Annotated in this window: 14 protein-coding genes; 11 read left to right on the top strand and 3 right to left on the bottom strand. The window is 51.1% G+C overall.

Features of this window, described 5'->3' with window-relative positions:
* Positions 1-118: 118 nt before the first annotated feature.
* On the bottom strand, positions 119-1,180 hold the full coding sequence (locus BLQ88_RS16425; protein WP_090152119.1) for an NAD-dependent epimerase/dehydratase family protein: 1,062 nt from the start codon (positions 1,178-1,180) through the stop codon (positions 119-121).
* 235 nt (positions 1,181-1,415) lie between these two features.
* On the opposite strand from BLQ88_RS16425, the gene BLQ88_RS16430 reads away from it, so the two are divergent.
* Genes BLQ88_RS16430 through BLQ88_RS16450 form a run of 5 tightly spaced genes read left to right on the top strand, consistent with a single transcriptional unit; the run spans position 1,416 to position 9,660 of the window.
* Complete coding sequence (locus BLQ88_RS16430) at positions 1,416-2,144, top strand: hypothetical protein (protein ID WP_090152121.1); 729 nt, start codon at positions 1,416-1,418, stop codon at positions 2,142-2,144.
* Positions 2,141-4,912 (top strand): TonB-dependent receptor, encoded by a 2,772-nt coding sequence (locus BLQ88_RS16435; RefSeq protein ID WP_090152124.1) that lies wholly within the window; start codon positions 2,141-2,143, stop codon positions 4,910-4,912. Before BLQ88_RS16430 ends, BLQ88_RS16435 begins: the two co-directional genes overlap by 4 nt.
* A gap of 6 nt (positions 4,913-4,918) precedes the next feature.
* The gene (locus BLQ88_RS16440) at positions 4,919-6,049 is read left to right on the top strand and encodes a DUF4249 domain-containing protein (RefSeq protein WP_090152127.1); all 1,131 of its coding nucleotides are present in this window, start codon (positions 4,919-4,921) and stop codon (positions 6,047-6,049) included.
* A 19-nt stretch (positions 6,050-6,068) separates the two neighbouring features.
* Positions 6,069-7,241, top strand: coding sequence for a DUF4249 domain-containing protein (locus BLQ88_RS16445; protein WP_229212716.1), 1,173 nt, complete (start codon positions 6,069-6,071; stop codon positions 7,239-7,241).
* A 25-nt stretch (positions 7,242-7,266) separates the two neighbouring features.
* Positions 7,267-9,660 carry a hypothetical protein gene (locus BLQ88_RS16450; protein WP_090152130.1) on the top strand — a complete coding sequence of 798 codons (2,394 nt, stop codon included), beginning with the start codon at positions 7,267-7,269 and terminating at the stop codon, positions 9,658-9,660.
* On the opposite strand, the gene BLQ88_RS16455 is transcribed toward BLQ88_RS16450, so the two are convergent.
* On the bottom strand, positions 9,657-10,118 hold the full coding sequence (locus BLQ88_RS16455) for an Lrp/AsnC family transcriptional regulator (protein ID WP_019941792.1): 462 nt from the start codon (positions 10,116-10,118) through the stop codon (positions 9,657-9,659). The two genes, BLQ88_RS16450 and BLQ88_RS16455, sit on opposite strands and share 4 nt — an antisense overlap.
* A 172-nt stretch (positions 10,119-10,290) precedes the next feature.
* On the opposite strand from BLQ88_RS16455, the gene BLQ88_RS16460 reads away from it, so the two are divergent.
* Entirely contained in the window at positions 10,291-11,244 is a 954-nt protein-coding gene (locus BLQ88_RS16460; RefSeq protein WP_090152133.1) for an NAD-dependent epimerase/dehydratase family protein, read from the top strand.
* Positions 11,245-11,365: 121 nt separating this feature from the next.
* The gene (gene kbl, locus BLQ88_RS16465; protein ID WP_090152136.1) at positions 11,366-12,553 is read left to right on the top strand and encodes a glycine C-acetyltransferase; all 1,188 of its coding nucleotides are present in this window, start codon (positions 11,366-11,368) and stop codon (positions 12,551-12,553) included.
* Between the two features lie 68 nt (positions 12,554-12,621).
* On the opposite strand, the gene BLQ88_RS16470 is transcribed toward kbl, so the two are convergent.
* A complete protein-coding gene (locus BLQ88_RS16470; protein ID WP_090152139.1) occupies positions 12,622-13,422 on the bottom strand; it encodes a transglutaminase domain-containing protein in 801 nt (266 codons plus the stop codon).
* A 183-nt stretch (positions 13,423-13,605) separates the two neighbouring features.
* On the opposite strand from BLQ88_RS16470, the gene BLQ88_RS16475 reads away from it, so the two are divergent.
* The 4 genes from BLQ88_RS16475 to BLQ88_RS16490 all read left to right on the top strand — a co-directional run bounded on the left by BLQ88_RS16475 (position 13,606) and on the right by BLQ88_RS16490 (position 17,293).
* The gene (locus BLQ88_RS16475; protein ID WP_090152141.1) at positions 13,606-14,139 is read left to right on the top strand and encodes a YceI family protein; all 534 of its coding nucleotides are present in this window, start codon (positions 13,606-13,608) and stop codon (positions 14,137-14,139) included.
* 129 nt (positions 14,140-14,268) lie between these two features.
* The gene (locus BLQ88_RS16480; RefSeq protein WP_090152145.1) at positions 14,269-15,627 is read left to right on the top strand and encodes a neutral/alkaline non-lysosomal ceramidase N-terminal domain-containing protein; all 1,359 of its coding nucleotides are present in this window, start codon (positions 14,269-14,271) and stop codon (positions 15,625-15,627) included.
* 13 nt (positions 15,628-15,640) lie between these two features.
* On the top strand, positions 15,641-16,726 hold the full coding sequence (locus BLQ88_RS16485; RefSeq protein WP_090152404.1) for a Gfo/Idh/MocA family protein: 1,086 nt from the start codon (positions 15,641-15,643) through the stop codon (positions 16,724-16,726).
* A 9-nt stretch (positions 16,727-16,735) separates the two neighbouring features.
* A complete protein-coding gene (locus BLQ88_RS16490; RefSeq protein ID WP_090152148.1) occupies positions 16,736-17,293 on the top strand; it encodes an acyl-CoA thioesterase in 558 nt (185 codons plus the stop codon).
* The last annotated feature ends 7 nt before the right edge of the window (positions 17,294-17,300 follow it).

Consider the following 17,300-nt stretch of genomic DNA (forward strand, 5'->3'; position numbering starts at 1 on the left):
TTGCAGGCCTCCGGCCGGTCGGAACGGCAAGGTCGTTTTGCGGTAAAGACCGGCCAGAGGCCTGCAAATAAGGTGCACGAAGCGAGAGCTTCGCGCCGTTTTCGGCTTCGTGCCATTCTTATTTCAAAATAGGCGCCAGATCAGCTTCATTCTCGCCCAGCCATGCCGTAATCTCCTCCACAATCTGGCGAATCCCGATCTTCGGCTCCCAACCGGTCAATGCAGTTACTTTCGTGTTATCTGTCACATAAAGACGAATATCCGCAGTCCGGTTTTCCGGTACCACTTTAATAGGGATCGTTTTACCGGTTACTTCCTGGCAAATCTTCGTAAGCTCCTGCAACGAAGCGCTGCTTTGCAAGCCGCCGCCCGCATTCAGGATTTCGCCATTCACTTTGTCGAGGTTGTGCAGCTGCCAGTCGATCAGGTTGTAAAGATCGGCCACGTGCAGCATATCGCGGATTTGCTTGCCGGTGCCGCCGTACCCGAAGTAGCCGAGTTGCTGTTCGAAATAATGCTTTGCGATCCACAGCACCATTACGCCCTGATCCACCTTGCCCATTTGCCACGGGCCGGTGATCACGCCGCAGCGGTTGATCACGGTTTTAAGGTTATAAAACTCATTGTATTCCTGGATGATCAGCTCCGAAGCCAGCTTCGTCGTGCCGTATAGCGACCGCGCGCCATTCAGCGGGAAGTCTTCGCCGATCCCTTTGGAAGAAACACCCGGTACCGGCTGCTCGTCCGACAATGCGAAGCGGGTTTCTTCCTCCACGAAATTCAATGTCTCGATCGTCTTGATCGGGTACACGCGGCTTGTGGAAAGAAAAATAAAGCCGGCTTTGTGCTTCAATGCGTAGTTAAGGCAGTTGACCGTCCCAACCAGGTTGGTATTGATCAGGTAGTCGGGTGTACCGTCCAGGCCGGCCAGTACCGACGGCTCCGCGGAGGCTTCGATCACGGTATCGACAGCCGGAATAGCATCGAAATCTTCTTTGTTACGGATATCGCCGTGGACAAACTCCACGCCTGCCTTTTTGAGGCGGGAAATATTCAGTTCGGAACCCCTTCTTTTGAGATTGTCCAGCGCGTAAACCTGGTAATCAGGGTAATTTGTTTTCAAGGCTATGGCCAGCGAAGAGCCAACAAAACCGGCCCCACCGGTGATCAGAATTTTCATATAAGGAAGTAGTAGTGGAATGTGTGGTATCTATAAAAGGCAAAGTTAGGGGATTAAGAGGATATACATTAGATGTGGGGCATTTGATTCTTTTGTGATTAAATTTAATAAATCGAATAAAATATTTAATTTACATTTGAAGTATGTAACTTATGTTCACTTCGTATAGTACTAGCCCCGGTACTGCAACATTTCGTTAGCCTTAAAACGTATTGCTCTAAAATCAACCGCGTAGATGCGTATTTTTACCACTGCATTACTCCTTTGTGCCCTGTTTTCGGGGAAAACCTATGCTCAGGGGACACTCACCGAAGCTTCTTCGGCCCGGGAAGTTGCTGCTTACCCGGTGTCGCTGTATAAGGACGCCACCACCATATCCCAGAATCTTTACAACGGTCGCCAGTACTACGTGTACGACGCGCGCATGGAAGAACACCAGTTTTTCGAACAGCGCCGCTGGCTCAATGGAATGGTGCTTTACGACGGTCAGCAGTTCGATAGCATTCCGATGCTCTACGATATTTTTCACGACGAAGTAGTGATCCGGCATTTCAATGGCGACCATGTATTGTTGCAGACGGTCAAGGTCGATTCATTCATTGTGGATAACCACCATTTCGCGCGGCTTGAATCGGGGAAAGATATCAATCCCCAAATGCGCACCGGTTTTTACGACATTGTGTACAGCGGCAAATCCCGCACGCTCGTGCGCAGGACGAAATCGCGGCAGGAGAAGATCGTGGATAAAAAAGTGATCGCCTATTATCCCGAGAAAAACTTTTTCTATGTGTTTAAGGACGGCCGTTACCATTCGTTGCATACGAAGAAATCCGCATTGGAACTGTTTCCCGACCACAAGCGGGAGTTACGCAGGGTGCTGCGGGAGAATAAGATCAAATTCCGTAAAAACCGAGAAATGGCCATTGTGAAGATGGTAGAAACCTACGATAACCTAGCCAGATGAAAATATTTTTACCACTAACGCTATTCTTCTGCTGCATTTTTACCACCCACTTTTCCCACGCTCAGAATACGCCGGAGAAAAAGATCACAATGAAACTGGATTCGGCGCGGTTCGACCAGTTCGTGAAACAGGTGGAGGCGCAGACCGGCCATTACTTTTACTACGACGCCACGCGCTTCGATAGCCTCACGCTCGATCTGAATGTGAACAACCTCTCGCTGCGGGAGGTGCTCGACCAGGTTTTCAAAGGCTCCGAATTCGAATATGCCATCGACAGCCAGAAACGCATTTACATTACGCAGGGCCAAAAAATCATCACCCAGCTCACGCCCGGCCTGTTTAACCCGGAACGCACCGGCGAAAACGACTCCATTGCCTATGCCGGCCCCGAAAGCGATATCAAGGAAAAACTGTTGTCGACCGCCGAAAGTAAAGTCCACGAAATCGGGATACGAAAGCACAGGATAGCGCCCGGCAACTCCACGATCACCGGTTACGTCAGGAATGCCGTGACGGGCGAGCCGGTAATCGGCGCGGCGGTGTTTATTAATTCGCCGTCCATCGGGGTTACCACCGATGCCCTCGGGCTATATGCGCTCACGATCCCGCGCGGAAAGCAGATGGTACGCATCAAAAGCACGGGTATGCGCGAAACACAGCGCCAGGTCATACTCTACTCCGACGGCAAGCTCGACATTGAAATGCGCGAAAGCGTGATCGCATTGAAAGAAGTATCGGTGAAGGCCGGTATGGACAAAAACGTGGTAGGTACGCAAATGGGTACCGTAAAACTGACCATTAAAAACCTGAAACAGGTACCGACGGTATTCGGTGAAACGGACCTGCTGCGGACGGTACTTACATTACCCGGTATCAAATCGGTAGGGGAGAATAGCACCGGCCTGAACGTCCGCGGAGGCTCGGTGGACCAGAACCTTATCCAATACGACGATGCGGTGATTTATAATCCATCCCACCTGTTCGGTTTTTTCTCGGCGTTCAATCCTGATGTATTGAAGGAAGTGGAGCTTTACAAAAGTACTATTCCGTCTAAATTCGGTGGCAGGCTGGCCTCGGTGCTGGATATCAGCAGCCGCGATGGTAATAAGAAGAAATTCGTGGCATCGGGCGGGATCGGGCTCGTTACGGGCCGGGTTACACTGGAAGGGCCATTGGTGAAGGACAAGGCGTCGTTCATTCTTGGCGGACGCTCCACGTATTCCAACTGGGTGATCAGGGCGCTGGATAATGAGACTTACAACCGGAGCTCAGCAAACTTCTATGATGTTAACCTGCATTTGAACTACGAAATCAACGAAAAGAACAGCCTGTCGCTGACCGGCTATACCAGCAACGACAAGTTCCGGCTGTACGGAGATACATTGTATTCCTACCAAAACCAGTTGGGTTCCATTAAATGGAAGCACACATTTAACACACGTCTGTACGGCGTGCTCACTGCATCGCATAGCAAATACCAGTACGCGATGGAAGCGGAAGGCCTCCCGCTCAATTCATTTGATTTGAAATTTGATATTAACCAATCCAATTTCAAAGCGGATTTTAGCTATGTGCTGCATCCAAAGCATACCCTTGAATTTGGCGGAAGCACCATCTACTACAAGCTGCACCCCGGCTCATTCAAGCCGCGCGGCAGTGAGTCGCTCATCATGCCCGACGAACTGGAAGCGGAGCAAGCGACGGAAAGCGCATTGTACCTGGAAGACAAATGGGAGGTTAACCCGCGCTTGTCGATCTCCGGTGGTTTGCGTTGGTCGTTCTTCCAATACCTGGGTCCAAGATCGGTTAACAAGTATCTGCCCGGCTTGCCGATCGAAACCATTTACCAGGAAGGCGTGGATGTATACAAGGCAGGTAAGAAAATCAAGTCGTATGGCGGGCCTGAGTACCGGGCGTCGGTGCGGTACAGCGTCTTCGATAACTTGTCGCTCAAAGTGAGCTACAATACCTTGCGGCAGTACATTCACTTGCTGACGAACACTATGACGGTTTCGCCGACTGACATCTGGAAATTGAGCGATCCGTACATCAAACCGCAGATCGGCGACCAGCTTTCCGTCGGTTTATACCGGAATTTCAGGGGTAACAAAATCGAGGTTTCGCTCGAAGGTTACTACAAAAACATCCGCAATTTCCTCGATTATAAAGGCGGCGACTCGCTTTTCATGAACCACAATATCGAAGCCGCGGTGATCAATACCAAGGCGAAGGCCTACGGGGTGGAGTTCATGATCAAGAAAATGACTGGAAAGCTGAATGGCTGGCTCGGGTACACGTATGCGCGGACGCTCCTGCGCGCGGTCGACCGCGATTCGCCCGATGCGCCTAACGACGGTAATTTCTACCCGAGCAACTACGACAAGCCGCACGATTTTACATTGATTTCAAACTACCGCTTCTCGCACCGTTTCAGTTTGTCGTTCAACTTTACTTATAGCACCGGCCGGCCTTACACGCCGCCCATCGGCAAATACATGATCGACGGTTCGCAGCGGGTGTATTACGCGGATCGCAACCAGTTTCGCATTCCCGACTATTACCGGATGGATTTAGCGATGAATATCGAAGGGAACCACCGCATTAAAAAGCTGGCGCACAGTTCGTGGACGCTCGCGGTGTATAATGTTTTGGGAAGAAAAAATCCGACTTCGGTGTATTTCCAGACCGTCGCCGGAAGGGTGAACGGGTACCAGCTCTCTATTTTCGGACAGCCTATCCCGACCGTAACCTACAATTTCAGATTTTAAGCAGTTATGAGATATTGGTTTTTAAAAATAGGGTTTTTCGCATTGCTGCTGATTATCGACAGTTGCGTCGAGCCGTTTTCGCCACCTGAGGTGAATTCGGATGAAAATTACCTGGTGATAGATGGGTATCTGAATGTGAATGGCACGGATTCGACGCGGATCGAGCTCAGGAGGACACAAAATGTGAATGCCACTGCTTCACCCATTATCGAGACGGGCGCTCAGCTGGCCGTGGAAGAGGAAAATGGCGAGACGTTACAGTTGTCGGAGACTCGCAAGGGCGTTTATACCCTGCCGCCGCGGCAGTATAACCGCTCGGCGAAGTACCGGCTGCGCATTACGACGAGGGACAATGAGGAATATTTATCCGAATTCGTGAATGTAACCATCACCCCCGCGATTGACAGCGTGACATTTAAGGTAGATCCCGTGCTGGATGCCGGTGTGTTTTATGTGAACACGCACGATGCGCAGAACAAGACGCAGTTTTACCGCTGGAAATTCGAGGAAACTTGGCAGTACGAAATGCCCTACTATTCTGCATTGCTGGTCCGGAACGATTCGGTGGTCACCCGGCAGGAGAATATCAACCGGTGCTGGCGGAATACGTTCTCGGGAAGCATTTTGCTGGGCAGCACGGTGAAGCTCAGTAGTGATGTGATCAAAGACCTGCCGCTGAACCGCGTGCCGATTTCGACCAATAAACTTTTTATCAAATACAGCATTCTCGTGCGGCAATTCGGCCTTTCACGTCAGGCATTTGAATACTGGACCGATCTGGCCAAAACGACTCAGGGGACCGGCAGTTTGTTCGATGTATTGCCGTCGCAGGTGACGGGCAACATCAAAAACGTGGCTAACCCGCATATACTGGCATTCGGCTATTTCAGCGCAGCCACGGAAGAAACGCGCCGGCTCACGATCATGCCGCGGCTCGGCACATTTCCGCGTTGCATCGAACCCGACACGATCCCGCTCCGGTGCTCTTCCCGCGATGCCGACGAATGCGCATTGAATACCGCCAAACTGCTCCTTACTTACTGGGGACCGCGTTCGGATTCTGTTCTGGTCGCAGGACACTCCTGTACCGACTGCCGCACGCAGGGAGGCACAACAGAAAGACCTGCTTACTGGTAATGATATTGTCTGATTGACTGTGAAAGGAATACATTTCATCGAAAAACTAAAAAAACACAGCGTTCCCGGAAAATGGGGCCGATGGGCTTCGTGCGGAATGCTGGTAGCGGCAGGATTGGCGATCAAAAGCTGTATCGAGCCATTCTCGCCGCCGGAAGTGACCAATCCCGGCACCTACCTCGTCGTGGACGGCTTCCTGAATGTGGATGGCGACACCAGCCGGTTTATTTTGAGCAACACGCAGGGCGTAAACGACGGCTCGGAATTTCAGCGGGAATGGGGCGCCCGCCTTACCGTTGACGCGGAAGGCGGCGAAAACTATGAGTTGCAGGAAAGGGGCCAGGGCGTGTACGTATTGCCGCCGACGGCGCTGAGCAGGGATGATAAGTACCGGTTGAGGATCACACGGGCCGATGGAAGGGAATATGAATCGGCATATGTGGTAGTGAGCAAAACACCGCCTATCGACAGCGTTACCCATCGGGTCGACGCGCGCAGGAATGCGATGATGATTTACGTGAATACCCACGACGCGAGTAATCAGACACGGTTTTACCGTTGGAGTTTTGAAGAGACCTACGAATACCGGATGCCCTACTATTCCAGCCTGACGCGTGATTTTAAGGAAAAGACGATCGTTTCACGGACCGACAATATCAATGTTTGCTGGCGGACATTGCCTTCCAGGGACATCAAGCTCGGCTCGACGATCAAACTTAGCCAGGATATCATCCGTGATGTGCCGGTAAACCTCGTGGATATTAATACTAACAAGCTGTATTTCGGGTACTCGATTCTTGTAAAGCAATACGGGCTCACGCGGGAGGCATTTGAATACTGGACGGATCTCGCCAAAACCACCCAGGGCACTGGCAGCCTTTTCGACCCGCAGCCATCGCAGGTAACGGGCAACATCCGCGCCAAGGCCGACGCCAAAGAGCTGGTGTTCGGGTATTTCAGCGCAGCGCAGGAACAAAAGCAGCGGATTTTTATCCGGGAAGCATTGGGATCATACCCGCGTTGCATGCCTCCGGACACGCTCGATTTCGAGCAGGCATTTAATAGCAATGCGGTACTGCTTTATTTCTATATGGGCCAGCCCAAGAGCGGCTACCTTGGCACTTCGGAATCGTGTGCGGACTGCCGGTCACAGGGCGGGACTACCACCAAGCCGGAATTTTGGGATCAATGATCATTCTATTGTCTGAAAATATACAATGAAACTAAGGACATTTATTTGCGGTTTGCTGGCACTGGCACTTTACAGCCCCTCGTACGCGCAGGACGATGCGATGCTCGCTTCGATGCGGCAGCGGTTCGGCCTCTACACCGAGCGGGCCGTGCAGGAAAAGATGTATGTGCATATCGACAGGCCGTTTTACCTCGTCGGGGAGACGATCTGGTTCAAAGCCTATAACCTCAATGGGGCCAGCCACCGTTTCCTCGACCTTAGCAAAGTAGGATACCTGGAAGTGCTCGACAGCGAAAACAATGCGGTATTGCAAACCAAGTTCGCGATGGTCGATGGCCGTGGCAATGGTTCTGCGCTCGTTCCCTCCACGCTCGTAAGCGGGAAATACAAGCTGCGGTGCTATACCAACTGGATGAAGAATTTCTCCGCTGAAAACTATTTCGAAACCTCCATTTCCATTCTGAACCCGTTCGTACGCTTCGATCCCGACAGGGCGGCGAAGGAAGAAACCCGTTATGACGTCCAGTTTTTCCCGGAAGGCGGGCATTTGGTCAACGGTATCGAAAGCAAGATCGCATTCCGCGGCGTGGGAGTCGATGGGAAGGGGATCAAGTTCAAAGGTGTTGTGCTGAACCAGCAGAATGAGACCATTCGCGAATTTGAGCCGGAATTGAATGGTATAGGCTATTTTAAACTGAAACCGGAAGAAAATGCGGCTTACAAGGCAGCCATTACCGACAGCAAGGGCCAGCGTTTCGAATACGAATTGCCCAAAGTAGAACCACAAGGGTATGTGATGGAAGTAAAGGATTCGACGTCGGCGCTGGTGAAAGTAACGGTAACCGCAAAACTCGAAAGCGAAGATCCCGTGAGCGTGTACATGCTTGCGCACACGCGCCAGGCCAATCCGGTATTTGGTAAAAAAGGATTAGGGAAAGGCCAGACGGTTTTTCTGCTTGAAAGGGCTAAACTCGGCGAAGGCATTTCGCAGATCACGATCTTTAATGAAAAGCTGAAACCGGTTTGCGAAAGATTGTATTTCAAACGTCCCGAAAAGCAGCTTGCGATCGAGGCGGAGGTGGGCAAAAGCTTTATCGGACGCGAGAAAGTGACGATGAATATCTCAGCGTCGGCAGGAACCGCGGCGAGCAACTTGTCGGTGGCGGTATACCTCGACGATTCGATCCAGTACCAGGCGCAGCATGACATTCACAGCTATTTGTGGCTCACTGCCGATCTGAAAGGCGATATAGAAAACCCGGGTTATTATTTTAAGAATGTAAACCAGGACACTGACCGTCAACTGGACAACCTCATGCTTACCCACGGCTGGCGACGCCTGAAATGGGACAAAGTTTTTGGCGGCCAGCTCGTGAGTTTCGAGCATTTGCCCGAATACGACGGGCATTTTATCCACGCGCGCCTGCTCAACCGGGCGGACGGAAAGCCTGCTGTAAATAAAGAAGCATTTATGGCGTCGCTTGACGTGCCCGCGCGCTTGTACGTGGATCTGAGCGACAAGGAAGGCCGGGTGAAATTCGAGGTACGCCAGTTTATCGGACCAAAGGAAATTACGCTGCAAACCAACCTCGCTTACGACTCGACCTACCGCTTCGAAGTAGCGACGCCATTCTCGAAGCAATTTTCGACGGCGCCCATCCCTTCTTTTGTATTCGACAAAACCCTGGAAAACCAGTTGCTAACGCGCTCGATCAACATGCAGACCGGCAATGCATTCCTTCCAAGGCTTTACACCGAAAAGAAAGCGGTGCTCACCGACTCCCTGCCGTTCTTCGGAATGCCCGACGAAAAGTATTTCCTCGACGATTTTACTCGTTTCCCAACGATGGAAGAGGTTTTGAGGGAGTATGTAAAAGGCATACTCGTGCGCCGGCGCCAGAAGGAATTCCATTTACGGATGATAGATAAGCTGCTTCCGAATACCTATTATACCACCGACCCGCTGATGCTGCTGGACGGTATCCCGGTTTTCGATGCCGACAAGATCATCGAAATGGACCCGTTGAAGGTGAAAAAGATCGAGTTGATCAGCTCGCGGTACTTTTTGGGGCCGATGACATTTACCGGGATCGTCAGCTTCTCTACCTATCGCGGTGACCTGGGCGGCTTCGAGCTCGATCCCAAAGTGCTGGTAATGCCGTATGAAGGCGTGCAGGCGCAAAGAGAATTTTACGCCCCGAAATACGATAGCAACAATGCCAGCAGCCGCATTGCGGATTTCCGGAACCTGTTGCATTGGGCTCCGAACGTCACCACCGGCAAAGACGGCAAAGCGACGGTCGAGTTTTACACTTCCGACCAGACGGGCCGCTACCAGGTCGTGATCCAGGGCATTGCGCTGGACGGCACGGCGGGCAGCAAAACCGTTTCGTTCGATGTGAAAAAACGGACGCTTTAAATGTAAAACTCCGAGGTGTGCTTGATCTCCTTCAATACGAAGGTGCTGTTGAGCACGCCTATGTTGTCGATTTTGGACAACTTGTATTTCACGAAATCGTGGTACTCGTCGAGGCTGGCGACGTTGATCTTTAACAGAAAGTCAACCTGCCCGGCCATGTGGTAGCATTCCTGCACCTCGTGGAGGTTTTGTATCTCCTGTTCGAACTTCTCGATAAATGCCTCGTTATGGTAGCGCATCGATACCTGGCAGATGGTCGTAACGTGCCTGTTGATGAGCTTTTTATCCAAAATGGCTACATATTGTTTGATGTAGCCCAGGCTCTCCAATCTCCTGATCCGCTCGTAAACCGGCGACACCGTCAGGTTGAGCATCGTCGCGATTTCCTTGGTCGTTTTTTTAGCATCTTTTTGCAGGATGCGGAGGATTTTGGTATCGATTTTGTCCAACTGTTCCATAAGGCAATAATATTTACTGGTACGGCATTTGTTTTATGTCTCAAAAAGTAAATTTTGCTTTAAAAATCAAATAGTGTGGTAATGTTTCCTGCAAAATGGGCTGTTTGTTGAAAATAATTTTCGCAAATGGGAAATTGCAAGTGATTTATGCTTTACCCAAAAGTTGTTTTTTATGAAAACGGACTGCGTTTTAGTAATTGGAGCAAACGGACAGATCGGATCTGTTCTGGTGGAATATCTGAGGGAGATTTACGGACTGGGAAAGGTGGTGGCGACGGACATCCGCATGCCCGAGTTCCCGACAGGGATCTTCGAACAACTCGACGCGACGAATGCCGGTGAAATGGCAGCGCTCGTGCGGAAATACGGCGTCACGCAGATCTATCACCTCGCCGCCATCCTGTCGGCAAAAGGCGAGCAAGACCCGCTCCGAACGTGGCAGATCAACATGCAAACGTACTTTAACGTGCTCGAAGTGGCGCGTGAAAACGGGGTTAGCAAAGTCTTTTACCCAAGTTCCATTGCCGTTTTCGGTGATCGTGTGGATACGCTGGCCGAGCAATGGTCGTACCTTGATCCATCAACGGTTTACGGCATCAGCAAGGCGGCAGGTGAGAACTGGTCGAATTACTATTTCAAACGGTACGGCGTAGACATCCGCTCGCTGCGCTACCCGGGCATTATCGGCTACCAGTCGATGCCAGGCGGCGGCACTACGGATTACGCGGTCGATATTTACCACAAAGCGGTGAAGGGTGAAGCATTCGAATGCTTTTTGAAACCCGAAACCACATTGCCGATGATCTACATCAGCGACGCGATGGACGCGACAGTCCGCCTGATGGAAGCACCCGCCGAAAAAATCACCGTGCGGACCTCCTACAACCTAGCCGGCATGAGCTTTTCTCCCAGCGAGATCGCACAAAGCATTCAAAAGATAATTCCAAACTTCAACATAACTTACAAGCCAGACTTCCGCCAGGCGATCGCCGATTCCTGGCCCCAGGAAATCGACGACGCCCAGGCCCGGAAAGACTGGGGCTGGCGGCCAAGCTACTCGCTCGATAAGATGACGGAAGAGATGATCAGCGAGTTGCGGAAGAAGTATCAGGTTGTTAGTAAATGAGTGAATGAGTCAATGAGTGAATGAGTGAATGTTTTTAATTCGCTATTCGCTCATCGCCCGGCGATCCGGTTTCAATTCATCCATTCACTCATTCAAAATTCACTCATTCACTCATTAAACTATGTACGGCAACATTCAAGAACAACTCGCCAGCGAACTGGAAGCGATCCGTTCGGCTGGTTTATATAAAAAAGAGCGCGTGATTACTACGCCGCAGGCTGCGCATATCGCTACTACCGACGGCGCGGATGTCCTCAATTTTTGCGCGAACAATTACCTCGGCCTCTCGTCGCATCCCGATGTAATACAGGCTGGTATCGATGCCATTCATTCGCATGGTTTCGGAATGTCTTCGGTGCGGTTTATTTGTGGCACGCAGGATATTCACAAGGAACTGGAACGCAAAACGGCCGAATTCCTGGGTACTGAGGACTGCATTCTCTACGCGGCTGCATTCGATGCCAACGGCGGGATTTTCGAACCGTTATTGAATGAGCAGGACGCCATTATATCCGACGAGTTGAACCACGCGTCGATTATCGATGGTGTGAGATTATGCAAGGCCAAGCGCTTCCGCTACAAGCATAACGACATGGCTGACCTCGAAAAGCAGCTCCAAGACGCGCAAGGCAGCCGCCGCATTCTGGTAGTGACCGACGGCGTGTTCTCCATGGACGGTACCATCGCCCGCCTCGACCATATCTGCGACCTCGCCGAGCAGTACCAGGCCATGGTGATGATCGACGAATGCCACGCTACCGGCTTTATGGGTAAAACCGGCCGCGGAACGCACGAGTACCGCAATGTAATGGGTCGCATTGACATCATCACAGGTACTTACGGGAAGGCATTAGGCGGTGCGTCAGGCGGTTTTACAGCTGCCAAAAAGGAGATCGTGGAGATACTACGCCAGCGTTCAAGACCCTATTTGTTTTCCAATACATTAGCACCTTCCATTGTAGGTGCTTCCATTAAAGTACTAGACCTGCTTACCTCGTCCACCGCATTGCGAGATAAACTGGAACGCAATACCCAGTATTTCCGCAAAGCTATGACCGACGCCGGTTTCGACATTCTCCCCGGCGAACACCCGATTGTACCTATCATGCTTTACGAAGCAAAACTGGCGCAGGAGTTCGCAGCGAAGCTGCTTAATGAAGGCATTTACGTGATTGGTTTCTTCTATCCCGTAGTCCCGCAGGGCAAAGCGCGCATTCGCGTGCAGATTTCCGCAGGGCACGAGCAGGAGGATCTCGAAAAGGCCGTGGCCGCATTCACAAAGGTCGGTAAGGAACTCGGTGTGATCTGATTTTAACTCAACTAAAACCAAAATGGCAAAGACGCCGATACCGGGCAACCGGGTATCGGCTCTTTGTTTTATTGCTCAGGTTCCAGCAACTCGGCCTCGACATGCAGCGATTGCAATGCCGCATTACCGTATTGGGTAACCATCGCCACATCTGCGGCGTCGCGGCCGTGGGCGATTTCGATGCGGTAACCTTCGGTTTTTTCCTGCACGGCATCGAATGTGTACCACTCGCCGCCGATGAATACTTCGAACCACGCGTGCAGATCCATCTCTTTCAATTTATCGAGGTAACCTACCGTCATCCGCGTCGGAATGCAGAGGTTGCGGCATAATGCAATGGCGAGGTGCGTGAAATCGCGGCACACGCCTACGCGGCTACGCGCCGTGTCGAATGCGGTAGTGGCGGCATTCGACATGCCATATTGATAGCGTACATTGTTGTGGATCCACGTCCGGATAGCCTCAACCTGATCGTAGCCGGGTTTGAGATTACCCGCTATTTCTAACGCTAACATATTGATTTCGTGCAGGTCAGACTGGCAATAGCGGCTCGGGAGGATGTAGTGCATAACGTCGTCGGGCAAATCCCCTACAAGCATATACGCAGGTGCCGGATCGGGGATTGGCTTTGTGGGATTCACCTGCGCCTGCACCTCGGTGGTAATGGTAACTCTTCCTACCGGCAGGATCGCGCGCTGGCAGGGATTGCCGTAAAGGTCGGTGTATTCCGAAAATGGAACCGGGGGCTCTATCTTAAAACCTTCCTGGATGATCGATTGGCCTTCCTGACGGCGGGGGCGTAGCATGGTGGTCACGGTGGTGGGGGCATACACGTCGTACGTGAATATGCTTCTGCCCTGCATTTTCATTGATGAGTCGGATTAGTATTTGTGCTAAATGTAATGATGCTTAGTTACTTAAAAATTACGTGCCATTTATTTTATCGTGAACACGCGTATAGGCTAGAATTAAATTGTTTTAAACGGCGTTTGTACAGCAGGAATGTTATTTTTAGGACAAGTAGTATTTAGTGAAATTTAAATAATACATCTATGGCAGTTACAAAATGGATCGTAGACCCGGCGCATTCCGAAGTGCAGTTCAAAATTAAACACCTTGTCATTTCGACTATTACAGGTTCCTTCAACAACTTTGAAGGCGGGGCTACTTCGGATTTGAATAACTTTGAAAACGCGGAAATTCACTTCTCCCTCGATGTGAAAAGTATCGATACCAACGTGGAAATGCGCGATGCCCATTTGCGGTCGGCGGATTTCTTCGATGCCGAGCAATTTCCGCATATTACCTTTCAATCCAACTATTTTCATAAAGTAAAGGGCGATAACTATAAGCTCTCGGGCCTCCTTACGCTGAAAGGCATTACCAAACCCATCGAGCTCGATGCCGAATACGGCGGAGCGGAGAAGGATGGCGATGGAAATGTGCGCATCGGTTTCGAGGTGGAGGGCCGTCTGAGCCGCCAGGAATTCGGCCTCAACTACATGCAGCTGACCGATTCGGGCGGCTTAGTAATTGGTGAGGACGTGAAATTGATCGCCAATATTCAGCTCGTAAAAGAGGCCTGATCAGGCATTTAGCTATTTTCATGAGCTTTTAATACCCGGTATGAACCTGAAAACTGGTTTGCCGGGTATTTTTGATACCAATAGAAAATGCGGGTTGCCGTCTTTTCATCAAACCTAAACTCGCAATCCATGAAAGTGCTGCGCATTTTTTTGAAGATCATCGGGATATTCCTGCTGTTGCTCGTACTCGCTATTGCCACCATGATCACCACCATGGACGATACGCCGTACCAGGAAATGGCCTATTATAAGGAATGGAAAACGCTCATCGGAGGCGTGAAACCCACTGTTGCCGGCGCCGACACTTCCATTGCATTACAAGCAGGCTGGGCAAAAGTGAATATTACGCCGGCAGCGCCAACGCCCACGGCAGGCTACGGCAACCGTCGCGGCAAGCCTTACACGGCCGTGCACGACTCCGTATATGTACGTGCGATCGTGATCGACAATGGCCATACCAAAGCCGCGATCATTGCCGCCGACCTGCTCATTATCCCGCCGACGGTCATTAAAGCATTGAAGGAAAAGCTGAAACCCGGCGATATTCCATTTGAGCAGATCTATTTCGGCGCTACGCACAGCCATAACAGCGTAGGCGGTTGGGGAACGGGCATTTCTTCCCTTTTCTTTTCGGGTAAATTCGATCCCGCCATTGTGGAAAACCTGGCCAATGCATTCCACAAAGCCATTACCGACGCGCAAAAGAAAGTGGAGCCCGTGCAATTGACTTATTTGGAATCCCTCGACTCGCTCGATATACGTAACCGGCTCGTGGGTGAGGAGGGAGGCATCGATCCCGAGATCCGTTCGGCGGCATTCATTACCAAAAGCGGTCAGAAAGCCATTCTAAGCTCTTTTGCGGCGCATTCCACGGTTTTGAATTCCAAAAACATCGTGCTCTCGCGCGACTACCCCGGCGCACTCGTGGATTCGCTGGAAAAGGGCCGATACGATTTTGCGATGTACATGGCTGGCGCGGTGGGCAGCATGGGGCCGATTGAAAAGGGAACGGACGATTTTGACGAAGTAAAAAACCAGGCGTTCGGGGTGCAGAATGCGTTGCTATCTCCCAATACTGTGAAAGAGGACGCGAAAACCGCATTCGTAGAAGCCCTTACATTGCCGCTGCCACTCCGCGAACCTACCCCGCGGTTGACCATGAGCATTGTACTGCGCCCGTGGGCATTCAAGAAAGCATTCGGCGAATATCCGGTGTATGTAAAAGCATTGCGGATCGGCAATATCCTGATGGTAGGCATGCCCTGCGACTTCTCCGGCGAGCTGACTGGCCCGCTCGATGCCTATGCGAAAACCAAAGGTCTCAACCTGATGGTAACCAGCTTCAACGGCGGCTATATCGGCTACATTACCCATGACAAGTACTTCAACCGCGATTTGTACGAAACCAAAACCATGAGCTGGTACGGCCCGTACAATGGCGCCTATTTACAGGAAGTGATTAAAGATATTATTGATAAATTATCCTAAACCGTAACTAATGATGAGAACACTAGCAATCCTCTTTTTGGCACTCCTTTCCTTTTCTTCAATGGCCCAGAAACCGGTCCGCCTGGCCGTGGCAGGGCTTAGCCATGGTCACGTAGGTTGGGCTTTCAACCGGAAAGACAAAACGGATATGCAGCTTGTAGGTATCTGGGAAACGAACCCCGAGTTGGTCAAGCAGTTTACCGAACGATACAAACTGGATCCCAAACTGTTTTATTCCGACCTGAACAAAATGCTGGACGAGACGAAGCCGGAAGCGGTTTCCGCTTTCGGGGCGATTAACGAGCACGTGGTAGTGGTACGGGCATGCGCACCACGGAAAATCAATGTAATGGTGGAAAAGCCGCTGGCGACGACATTTGCCGATGCGAAGGAAATCCAGAAACTCGCGACGCAGAACAATGTGCAGGTGCTGACCAACTATGAAACGTCGTGGTATGCGAGCAACCAGCATGTGAACCAGCTCATTCAGGATGGCAAGCTCGGGGAAATCCGCAAGGTAATGGTCAATGATGGCCACCAGGGACCTAAGGAAATCGGGGTTAGCAAGGAGTTTTTCGCAATTCTGACCGATCCGGTTAAAAACGGTGCGGGTGCATTGGTGGACTTCGGTTGCTACGGCGCCAACCTCATGACGTGGCTCATGAAAGGCGAACGGCCGATTTCAGTAACCGCCGTGACGCACCAGAACAAACCTGATATTTATAAGAATGTAGACGACGAGGCCTCAATTATCCTGCAATATCCCAAGGCGCAATGCATTATCCAGGGCTCGTGGAACTGGTCTTTTGCAAGAAAGGACATGGAAGTATATGGTAACAAAGGCTATGCGATTGCCGTAAACCCGACCGTGGTACGCCAGCGCTTCCAGGAAAAGACACCTGAGGAAACGCTCAAACTCGATCCTCGCCCGGCACCTTACACCGATCCGTTCTCTGTATTAGCCGATGTGGTACAAGGCCGCATTAAGCTTGACCAGAACGATTTGTACGGGCTGCCCGTGAATGTTACCGTCGTTGAAATACTGGAAACGGCCAAAGAGGCTGCTAAAACCGGTAAGACTATCTTTTTGAAAAAATAAACCTTTTATATGGAGCCCAGGCCCGTCAGTTTCTCCCAGACTACCCTCACCGAACTCATGATCCCTTCCTATGCCAATTTCGGCGGGAAGATCCACGGGGGCATATTGCTTTCGCTGATCGATAAAGTCGCGTATGCGTGCGCGTCGCGGCATGCGGGGACGTATTGCGTGACGGTGTCCGTAGACGCGGTGGATTTCCTCGAACCGGTGGAGGTAGGCGACCTCGTTTCATTGCACGCGTCGGTGAATTATGTGGGAAGAACGTCGCTGGTGGTGGGTATTCGTGTGGTGGCGGAAAATGTGAGGAACCGCTCGGTAAGGCATACCAACACGTCTTACGTGACTATGGTCGCAAAGGACGATAATAATAAGCCAACCGTGGTTCCCGAACTGGTGCTGGAAAATGAAGACGACGCCCGCCGCTTCCTGGAAGCGATCAAGCGTCGTGAACTGAAAGAAAAATATCGAGACGCGTTTGATAATGCAAAGACGCGTCTCGATGTACCTGACAACCTGGATAAGCTGGCCGATCAGCGTTGTGTGATCGCTTATGATACGGATGTTTGATTGAATT

The sequence above is a fragment of the Dyadobacter soli genome (assembly GCF_900101885.1).
GTDB lineage: Bacteria > Bacteroidota > Bacteroidia > Cytophagales > Spirosomataceae > Dyadobacter > Dyadobacter soli.